Annotated in this window: 10 protein-coding genes; all 10 read right to left on the bottom strand. The window is 71.8% G+C overall.

What is annotated here, in order from left to right; translation table 11 throughout:
• A partial coding sequence (locus ETD86_RS49980) for a glycoside hydrolase family 3 protein (RefSeq protein ID WP_138673651.1) occupies positions 1–1,131 on the bottom strand: 1,131 nt, incomplete at its 3' end.
• A 57-nt stretch (positions 1,132–1,188) separates the two neighbouring features.
• Positions 1,189–2,001, bottom strand: coding sequence for an alpha/beta fold hydrolase (locus ETD86_RS49975; protein WP_138673650.1), 813 nt, complete (start codon positions 1,999–2,001; stop codon positions 1,189–1,191).
• Entirely contained in the window at positions 1,977–2,363 is a 387-nt protein-coding gene (locus ETD86_RS49970) for a VOC family protein (RefSeq protein ID WP_138673649.1), read from the bottom strand. The genes ETD86_RS49975 and ETD86_RS49970 overlap by 25 nt, the downstream gene beginning before the upstream one ends.
• A 92-nt stretch (positions 2,364–2,455) precedes the next feature.
• On the bottom strand, positions 2,456–3,412 hold the full coding sequence (locus tag ETD86_RS49965; protein ID WP_138673648.1) for an AraC-like ligand-binding domain-containing protein: 957 nt from the start codon (positions 3,410–3,412) through the stop codon (positions 2,456–2,458).
• A 109-nt stretch (positions 3,413–3,521) separates the two neighbouring features.
• Positions 3,522–4,451 (bottom strand): lipoyl synthase, encoded by a 930-nt coding sequence (gene lipA, locus ETD86_RS49960; protein WP_138673647.1) that lies wholly within the window; start codon positions 4,449–4,451, stop codon positions 3,522–3,524.
• A gap of 42 nt (positions 4,452–4,493) precedes the next feature.
• Entirely contained in the window at positions 4,494–5,474 is a 981-nt protein-coding gene (locus ETD86_RS49955; protein WP_138673646.1) for a M48 family metallopeptidase, read from the bottom strand.
• Between the two features lie 58 nt (positions 5,475–5,532).
• Positions 5,533–6,228: a lipoyl(octanoyl) transferase LipB gene (gene lipB / locus ETD86_RS49950; protein WP_138673645.1), complete on the bottom strand. Its 696-nt coding sequence runs from the start codon at positions 6,226–6,228 to the stop codon at positions 5,533–5,535.
• Between the two features lie 38 nt (positions 6,229–6,266).
• Positions 6,267–7,004 carry a Type 1 glutamine amidotransferase-like domain-containing protein gene (locus ETD86_RS49945; RefSeq protein ID WP_138673644.1) on the bottom strand — a complete coding sequence of 246 codons (738 nt, stop codon included), beginning with the start codon at positions 7,002–7,004 and terminating at the stop codon, positions 6,267–6,269.
• Positions 7,005–7,042: 38 nt separating this feature from the next.
• Positions 7,043–7,936 carry a TIGR01777 family oxidoreductase gene (locus ETD86_RS49940; protein WP_138673643.1) on the bottom strand — a complete coding sequence of 298 codons (894 nt, stop codon included), beginning with the start codon at positions 7,934–7,936 and terminating at the stop codon, positions 7,043–7,045.
• A 169-nt stretch (positions 7,937–8,105) separates the two neighbouring features.
• The coding region (gene sucB, locus ETD86_RS49935; RefSeq protein WP_138673642.1) for a 2-oxoglutarate dehydrogenase, E2 component, dihydrolipoamide succinyltransferase at positions 8,106–9,157 on the bottom strand (1,052 nt) is incomplete at its 5' end.

The raw sequence follows: 9,157 nt of genomic DNA, 5'->3' as shown, positions 1-9,157 counted from the left end.
GACGCGGGGATCGGTGCCGATCGCGTACCGGACGTCGGCCCGCCCGGCCAGGCCCTCCAGGGGTGACACGATCCGGTCGGGGAAGACCTGGGCACTGCCGCCGCCCATGACGCGCGCCTCGTTCGCGGCCGAGCCGATGACGGCGATCGTCGGAGCGCCCTGGAGCGGCAGGACACCGTCGTTGGTGAGCAGCGTGAACGCGCGCGCGGCGAGCTCACGTGCCAGCGAGGCACCATCGATCGCCGGAGTGCCGGTGGGCGGGAAGGCGGGTGCGTCCGGGGTGCGAAGGGCGCCGACGCGGGAGGCCAGGCGCAGGATGCGGCGGATCCGGTCGTCGACGACGGCCTCGGGCACCCGCCCTTCCCGCACCGCCGCCTCCAGCTTCTCGCCCCACGGCCCGTACGGCCCCGGCATCGCCACGTCGGTCCCGCCCATGGCGGCCGCCTCGGTGGAGCGCACCGCCGTCCAGTCGGACACGACGAACCCGTCGAACCCCCACTCGCCCTTCAACACACCGTTGACCAGCTCGGAGTGCTCGGTCATGGTCGTGCCGTTGACCGAGTTGTACGCGGTCATGACGCCCCAGGCGCCGGCCACCACGACCCGCTCGAAAGGCCGCAGGTACACCTCCCGCAACGCCTTCTCGCCCACCCGGACGTCCGCGGTGAACCGGTCGGTTTCGAAATCGTTGGCCACGAAGTGCTTGGGCGTCGTGGCCACCCCGCCCTCCTGCACACCCTCGACGTATGCCGCCCCGACCTCGCCCGTCAGGTACGCGTCCTCCGAGAAGCACTCGAAATGCCGCCCACCGAGCGGCGTCCGGTGCAGGTTGAGCGTGGGGGCGAGCAGCACGTGCACCCCCTTGCGGCGGGCCTCCTGAGCGAGCAGCCGCCCGGCCCGCCTGACCAGGTCCAGGTCCCAGGTCGCGGCGAGCGCGGTCGGGCTCGGCAGCGCGATCGACGGATCGCCCGGGCTCCACTGCTCGCCCCGAACCCCGATGGGCCCGTCGCTCATCACGAGCCGGTCCAGCCCGATCTCGGGAACCGGCGGGAGTGACCACATGTCCGCCCCGGTGAGCAGCCGGATCTTGGTGCTGAGGTCCAGGCGGGCGATCAGTTCGTCGAAGTCCACCCGCCCAGTCTCACCCAGAAAACCAACCGCTCGATAGGTTTGTTACCTTAGCGTTACCTAAAGCGCGAAGAACTCGAGCAGCTCGGGCACCAGCGCCGTGACGGCCACGTCATGTGCCTGCTCCTCCAGCACCCGGTGCACCGCGCCCGGCACCGCCGCCGCGACCGCCGCGCCCGCGTTCCGCATCCACCCGGGACTGTCCTCGCCGTTGAGCACGAGCGTCGGCCGCCTGATCGCCGCGATCCGCCCGGCGGGCAGCGCGTTGCCGGGGCCCAGCACGGCGGCCTCGTACGCCAGCGTGTGCGCGACCGCCTCGACCTGCGCCCAGAACGGCTGCGCCCGCATCCCGGCCACCATCCCGACCGGCACCTCGGCCGCCTCCACCAGGAACCGCTCGGCCGCCTCCGCCCGCCGGCCCGACTCGACCAGCGCGGCCAGCTGCGCCGCGAAGTCATCGGGCAGCGCGGGCGCGCTGTCGTCCACGTGGTACGGCGGCTCCCACAACGCCAGCTTGGCGATGCCCGGCAGCCGCACCGCGGCCTCCAGCGCCAGTGCCGCCCCGGACGAGCCGCCGAACACCATGGCGGACCCGCCGGCCGCCGTCATGACGGCGGCGAGATCCTCGACCTCCCGCTCGACCGCGTACGGAGCCGTGTCCCCGCTGTCACCGCGGCCTCTGCGGTCGTAGGAGCAGACCGTGAACCACGGCGCCAGCGCGTCCGCCACCCCGGCCAGCGTGGGGTGCGCCCGTTCCATCATGGCCCCGGCGACCAGGATCACCGCCGGGCCCGAGCCACAGGTGTCGTACACGATCCTGGTGCCGTCGGCGGAGAGCGCCGTGTCGCTCAGGACGCGGGCTGTACCAGGCACAGCGCCTCCCAGTGGTGGCCGTCCAGGTCGGCGAAGCCGCGCTGGTACCTGAAGCCGTCCTCGTGCTTGACGCCCGCCGGGGTCGCGCCGGCCGCCAGGGCCTTGTCGACCAGCTCGTCCACCTGCTGCGGGTTCTCCATCCCGAGCACCAGGATCGCCTCGGTGGCCCGTCCGGCGTCACCCACCTCTTTGGTGATGAACGAGGCGAACACCGGCTCGGTCAGCAACATCACCTGCGTCTCCTCGCTGATGATCACGGAGGCCATGCCCTCGGCCATGCCGAAGAGCTGGAAGCCGAGCCCGGCGAAGAACTCCTTCGACCGGTCCAGGTCCTTGACCGGCAGGTTGACGAAGAGCTGCATTTTCCTGATCCATTCCCTCGATCGGTTGATGCCTTAAGTCTGCTGACGAAGGGCTCGCCGGTCTTGGATCTGGGTGCCAGGCGGATTGACGTTCAGCGCACAGTGTTGGCGCGGCGGTATTCGGCGGGCGGCATCCCGTACGCGCGCCGGAACAGCCTGCTGAAGTGCGCGGAGTCCGGCAGTCCCCAGCGGGCCGCGATCGCGCTCACCGGCTCGTCGCCGCCCCGGGCCAGCTCCGCGCGGCAGCGTTCCAGCCGCCGCTGCCTGATCCAGGCGGCCACCGTCGTGTTCTCGGCCTCGAACAGCCGGTGCAGGTAGCGCACGGAGACGTGGTGCGCGGCCGCGATCGTGCCCGGGTCGAGGTCGATCTCGCCCAGGCGCTGCTCGATGAAGGTGTGCACACGCAGCAGCAGCGTCCGCTGCCGCGAGTCGGCCGGCAGGGTCCGCGTCAGCTCCAAGCGCTCGGCCACCGCGGTGCTGACCAGGTCCATCACCACGGTCGACAGCCGGGCCGCGCTGGCCGGCGCGTACGTGTCGAGGTCCGTCGCCACCCGGCGCAGCAGCGGCACGGCCAGCGCGCCGGCGCCGGAGTCCGCGCTGATGGGCAGTGCGGTGAGCGCGGCGACCGAGCCCGCGGGCAGCGCGAGCAGGTCGTGCGGGAAGCTGAACACGGCCAGCTGCACGGCGCTGTCATAGGCCAGCTCGTACGGCCGGGTGAAGTCGTAGATCGCGAACTCGCCCCGGCTCAGCTGCGCGCGCCGGTCGTCCTGGGCGAGGCGCGGGCTGCCCGACAGGGCCAGCACCACCCGGTAGAGGTCGGGGTTGTCGCGGTGGATCAGCCCGGCGGTGCGGTGCACACTGTGCGGCGTGGAGGTGCGTATCCGGCCCACGCCCACGGAGCCGAGCCGCCCCATCTCGATCTCGCCCCGCAGCGGCGCGTCGGGATCGATGCGTAAGTCGAGGGGGCCGAGGGTGTCGCACACGATGCTCCGCCAGGCGTCGTGGCGGCGCTTGGCCGGCACATCACTGGTGCGGATCAGTACGGCCATGCCCCGTCGCCCTCCGTCGGCTGCCCCCGGGCCATGGTAACCACGCTCCCCTGCACACGAAAGCGAAGGAGCCCCGGGCGAGCGCGCCCGGGGCTGTCCTCAGCCGGCCTCAAGCGGTCTGGCGAGCCTCGATGGCCTGCTTGTAGAGCCTGCCCGCCCGGTAGGACGAGCGGACCAGCGGCCCGGACAGGACGCCGGCGAACCCGATCGCTTCGGCCTCGGCCTGCAGCTCGACGAACTCCTCCGGCTTCACCCACCGCTCCACCGGGTGATGGCGGGGCGTCGGCCGCAGGTATTGAGTGATCGTCAGCAGGTCGGTGCCGGCCGCGTGCAGGTCGCGCATGGCCTCGACGATCTCCTCGCGGGTCTCGCCCATGCCCAGGATCAGGTTGGACTTGGTGACCAGCCCGGCCTCCCGGGCCATCGTGATCACGCCGAGGGAGCGGTCGTAGCGGAACGCGGGACGGATGCGCTTGAAGATCCGCGGCACCGTCTCCACGTTGTGCGCGAACACCTCAGGCTTGCTGGAGAAGACCTCCTCCAGCTGGTCGCGGTTGCCGTTGAAGTCCGGCACCAGCAGCTCGACGCCGCAGCCGGGCAGCAGGGCGTGGATCTGGCGGGCGGTCTCGGCGTAGAGCCAGGCCCCGCCGTCGGGCAGGTCGTCGCGGGCCACGCCGGTCACGGTCGCGTACTTCAGGCCCATCTGCTCGACGGACTCGGCGACCCGGCGCGGCTCGTCCCGGTCGTACTCCTTCGGCTTGCCCGTGTCGATCTGGCAGAAGTCGCAGCGGCGCGTGCACTGGTCGCCGCCGATGAGGAAGGTCGCCTCGCGGTCTTCCCAGCACTCGTAGATATTGGGACAGCCCGCCTCTTCACAGACCGTGTGCAGGCCCTCGCGGCGCACGAGCGATTTCAGCTCGGTGTATTCGGGGCCCGTCTTGAGCTTGGTCTTGATCCACGGGGGCTTGCGCTCGATAGGGGTTTCGGCGTTACGCACCTCCAGGCGGAGGAGCTTTCGGCCTTCAGGAGCAACGGTCACCTCCTCAGCTTACGTCTCCTCGTGAACCGGCCCGTTCAAGGGTCACGTGATGAGTCCGAAGCCGCGGATCGCGCGTGCGTAGTGGCTCGTCAGCTCCTCGTCGACGCGCTCGGACTCGCGCGTGCCGAGCAGCTCGCAGTGCGGGGCCGAGGTGAGCACGCCGTCCGCGGTGAGCCTGGATCTGGCCAGCGCGCCCTGTCGGATCGCCGTCGCGGTCTCGCCGCGCAGCGCCGCCGCCTGCATCGGCGCCAGGTAGCCACCGGCCTTCAGCTCCTCCAGCTCGGCGAGCTCCGCGGGGGAGGCGACCCGCCGTGCCAGCCCCTCCTGCCGCTCCCTGGTACGGGGCTTGCCGACGCGGGCCAGCCGCCTCAGCACGTACCTCACCAGCAGCACGGGGCCGCCGAGCACCCGGCCGACCAGGCGGCCGAGGAACCCCGCCACCTCGTACGTGGTCCCCGGCTGGTCGGCGACGCCCAGCGAGGCGGCGGTGATCCTGGTTTGCGCCTCCTCCCTGACCCGCAGCGGCCCGGCCTCCATCAGGGCGTCCCGCCAGGCCTCCAGCGTGTCCAGCGCGCCGCTCACGACCAGCTCCTCGCCGGTCGGCACGCGTGCGTACGCCGTCGCCAGCAGCGTCACGCGCTGCCTGGGCGGCAGCGCCAGCCACAGAGGCAGGCCCACGACCAGCACCGGCGTACGCGGCAGGCCCACGCGGTCATAGCGGGTCTCGGTCGCCAGGTCCCTGACCGCGACCTTGCGCGGCCGCTTGACGCCGACCCGGTCCGCCACGCGCTCGGCGACGGCGTACAGCTCCGGGGCCGAGTCGCGATCGAGCACCTCGGCGTCGGCGGGCAGCCGGCCCAGGCGCGGCCGCAGCACCCAGCCGATGGCCAGGCACAGAGCGCCGAACAGCCATGAGAGCAGCGAATCCGCGCGCGTCAGTATGGTCCACGCGCCGAGCACGACGAAGCCCAGCGTCATCAGGTGCACGGCGAGTGCGACGAGGAGTGCCGGCAGGCGCTTCACACGGGCGATGGTAAGCCGGAGATATCCCGATTTTCGAGCCTATTAAATGCCGATCCGGTTACCGCCGGAGCAGATCCTCTTCGTGCAGGTCGAACGGCTCCATGCCGAGCGCCTCGGCCAGCCGCTTCTCCGCGATCGGGAGGACCTCCTCGACCACGATGCGCCGGCCGGTCTCCGCCGACAACGAGGAGACGCCCACGTCGGGCAGCCCGCACGGCGCGATGCGGTTGAACCAGCGGGGGTCGTTGGCGCAGTTGAGCGCGAAGCCGTGCATGGTGACACCGCGGGAGACCCGGATGCCGACCGCCCCGAGCTGGCGGTCCGGCAGCCCCAGGCTGGGATCGCCGATCGCCCACACGCCGCCCCTGCCGGACACCCGCCGGGCCGTGACGCCGAAGTCGGCGCACACCTGGATCATCGTCTCCTCGAGGCGGCACGCGTACGTGATCACGTCCGTGACACCGCCGATGATCGGGTAGGCGACGAGCTGCCCGGGACCGTGCCAGGTGAGCCGGCCGCCCCGGTCGACGTCGATGACCGGGGTGCCGTCGGCCGGGCGCTCGTGCGGGGCCGTGCGCTTGCCCGCGGTGTAGACGGGCGCGTGCTCGAGAAGCAGGACGGTGTCGGACAGCTCGCCCGCCACGCGCTTGCCGTGCGCCCAGCGCTGCAGCGACCAGGCCTGCTCATAGGGGACGTCGACGCCGAGGCGGACGATGGCGAGTGCGTGGGGATCGTCCCCGTGGGTGGGGCGCATGAGCCTATTGTGCCGTTCCCTCACCCTTGAAGGGTAATTCAGGGGGTGAGGAGACGAGGCTCGATCCTGAACTCCTTGACCCTGCCCGGCCCTTCGAGTTCGAGCCGGTAGGCGTAGCCGCCGGGCTCGACGGACACCGCCTGGATGAACTCGGTGCCCACGTAATGCAGGCCGACGCCCTCGTCCGCGGCGTAGCCGGGGGGCAGCTCGCCGTTGGCCACCGACTCCTGCAGCAGCGTGCGCCGCTGCGGGTCGGAGTCGTAGTGCACGCCGCACGAGTAGGGCAGCAGCGCGAGCCCCTCGGACCACGGCCGCAGCTCGGGGCCGAAGGAGTCGGTGTTGCCGCCCACGTGCCAGCACAGGGCGCCGGCGCTCTGCCCGGTGAGCACCACTCCGGCCCGCCACGCCTCCTCGAACGCCGCGTCGAGCCCGTGCAGCCGCCACAACGCCATGAGATTGGCCACACTGCCGCCGCTCACGTAGATCATGTCCTGATCCAGGATCCACGCCCTGGGATCGTCGACGTTGGGCATCGGGAACACCGTCAGATGGCTCAGCTCGACGTCCCAGCCCGCGAAGGCGCCGTACATCTTCAGCAGCCAGTCAGACGCGTCGCCGGTGGCGGTGGCGAGCACGCCGAGCTTCGGCCGGTCCTGGCCGGTCAGGTCGAGCCCGTAGCGCAGGAGGCCGCTCGCCTCGATGAAGCTGTAGCGCGGGCTCGGGCGGAACGAGCCGCCCCCGATCGCGAGGATGTGCGACTGTCCTGACCGGGTCATGTCAAAGGTCTCCCACCTGAAAGAAGGATGAACGGCCACTAGAGTACGGCGGCCAGCGCCTCGTCGAGGCGGCTATGGGTGAAGCCGTAGCCGCTGTCGAGCAGCTTGCGCGGCAGGATGCGATGTCCGGGCAACAATCCCTCGCGCGCGAACTCGCCGAGCCCGATGGACAGCGCGAACGCCGGGACGGGCATCGGCATCATGCTCCTGCCCACGGCCTTGGCGACCGTACGGGTGAACTCGGCGTTGGTGACGGGGGAGGGGGAGGTGAAGTTGACCGGCCCCACCACGTCCCGATTTTCCAGGACATGTCGGGCGGCTCCCACCCAGTCGTGCAGCGAGATCCACGACCAGTACTGCTTGCCCGACCCCAGCGGCGCCCCCAGCCCCATCTTGAAGAGCGGCAGCGTCCGTCCCAGCACCCCGCCCCGCCGGCTCAACGCCAGCCCGCTGCGCGCCAGCACGGTCCTGATGCCCGCCTCCTCGGCCCGCCGCGCCTCGGCCTCCCACTGCTCGCACAGGTCCGACAGGAAGCCCGTGCCCTTGCCCTGGCCCTCGTCGATCTCCAGGTCGCCGGTGTCGCCGTAGAAGTCCACCCCGGAGGCCGACAGGAGCATCTCGGGCGGCTTGGCCAGCCTGCGCAACGCGTCCACGAGCACCCGCGTGCCCTCCACGCGGCTGCCGACGAGCTCCCGCTTGTACGCCGCGCTCCACCGCTTGTCCCCGATCGACGCCCCGGCCAGATGCACCACGGCGTCGGCGCCCTCCAGCGCGGCCACGTCGACGACCTGCTCGGCGGGCTGCCAGTAGGCCTCGTCGGGGCTCCTGGGCTCCCGGCGCACCAGCTTGACGACCTCGCGCCCCTCGGCCCGCAGCGCCGCCACCAGAGCCGTGCCGAGCAACCCCGACGCTCCCGTCACGATGATCGCCATACGTTCACAGTACGCGCCCCGTCCTGGACACGCCGTGGGAACGGCGGTCGGCACGCCGACCACGCCCTGTGGACCGCCGGCGGCCGCCCATCCCCACGAGCCCCACACCGTCCGGCGGCAGAAGGAGGAGGCCGGGCGGAGCCGCCCGGCCTCCTCTCCATCGAACCCCCTACGCCAGACCGAGCTGGGCCTCGAAGCGGCCCTCCTCGAGACGGCGCTTGATCGTCGTCAGGAAGCGCGCCGCGTCGGCCCCGTCCACCAGGCGGTGGTCGTAGGTCAGCGCCAGGTAGACCATCGAGCGCACCGCGATGACCTCGCCCTCAGGCGTGTCGACCACCACGGGCCGCTTCACGACGGCGCCGGTGCCGAGCATGCCGACCTGCGGCTGGTTGAGGATCGGCGTGTCGAACAGCGCGCCCCGGCTGCCGGTGTTGGTCAGCGTGAACGTGCCGCCGGTGAGCTCGTCGGGCGTCACCTGGTTGTTGCGGGTGCGGTCGGCCACGTCGGTGATCTTGCGGGCGAGACCGGCCAGGTTGAGGTCGCCGGCGTTCTTGACGACCGCCGCCAGCAGGCCGCGCTCGGTGTCCACCGCGACGCCGAGGTTCTCGACGTCGAAGTAGGTCACCTCGTTGGTCTCGTTGTTGATCGTCGCGTTGAGCTTCGGGTGCTGCTTGAGCGCCTCGACCGCGGCCATCGCGAAGAACGGGGTGAAGGTCAGCTTCACGCCCTCGCGGCGGAGGAAGTCGTCCTTCGCCTTCGCCCGCAGCCGCGCGATCTTGGAGACGTCCACCTCGACGACCGACGTGAGCTGCGCGGCCGTCTGCAGCGACTCGACCATGCGCTTGGCGATGGTCTGACGCAGCCGCGACATCTTCTCCGTACGGCCCCGCAGAGTCGTGTCGACCTCCACGGGCTCGGGCGCCGCGGCGACCGGAGCCTGCGCGGCCGGAGCCGCGGCGGCGGCGGCCGGAGCGGGCTGGGCGGCGGCGGGCGCCGGCGCGGCCTGGGCCGCGGTGGCCTTCTCGCGCTGCGCCTTGGCCGCCTCGAGCACATCCTGCTTGCGGATGCGGCCGCCGACGCCGGTGCCGTTGATGGCGTCGAGGTCGACGCCGTGTTCGTTGGCGAGCTTGCGCACCAGCGGCGTCACGTAGGGGCTCTCGCCCGACGGCAGCGGCGTGGGCTCGCCGACCGGCTGCGCCGGGGGCGCGGCCTGCGGAGCCG

The organism is Nonomuraea turkmeniaca, assembly GCF_005889735.1.
GTDB classification, from domain to species: domain Bacteria; phylum Actinomycetota; class Actinomycetes; order Streptosporangiales; family Streptosporangiaceae; genus Nonomuraea; species Nonomuraea turkmeniaca.
This window is presented reverse-complemented; position numbering and strand designations above follow the sequence as displayed.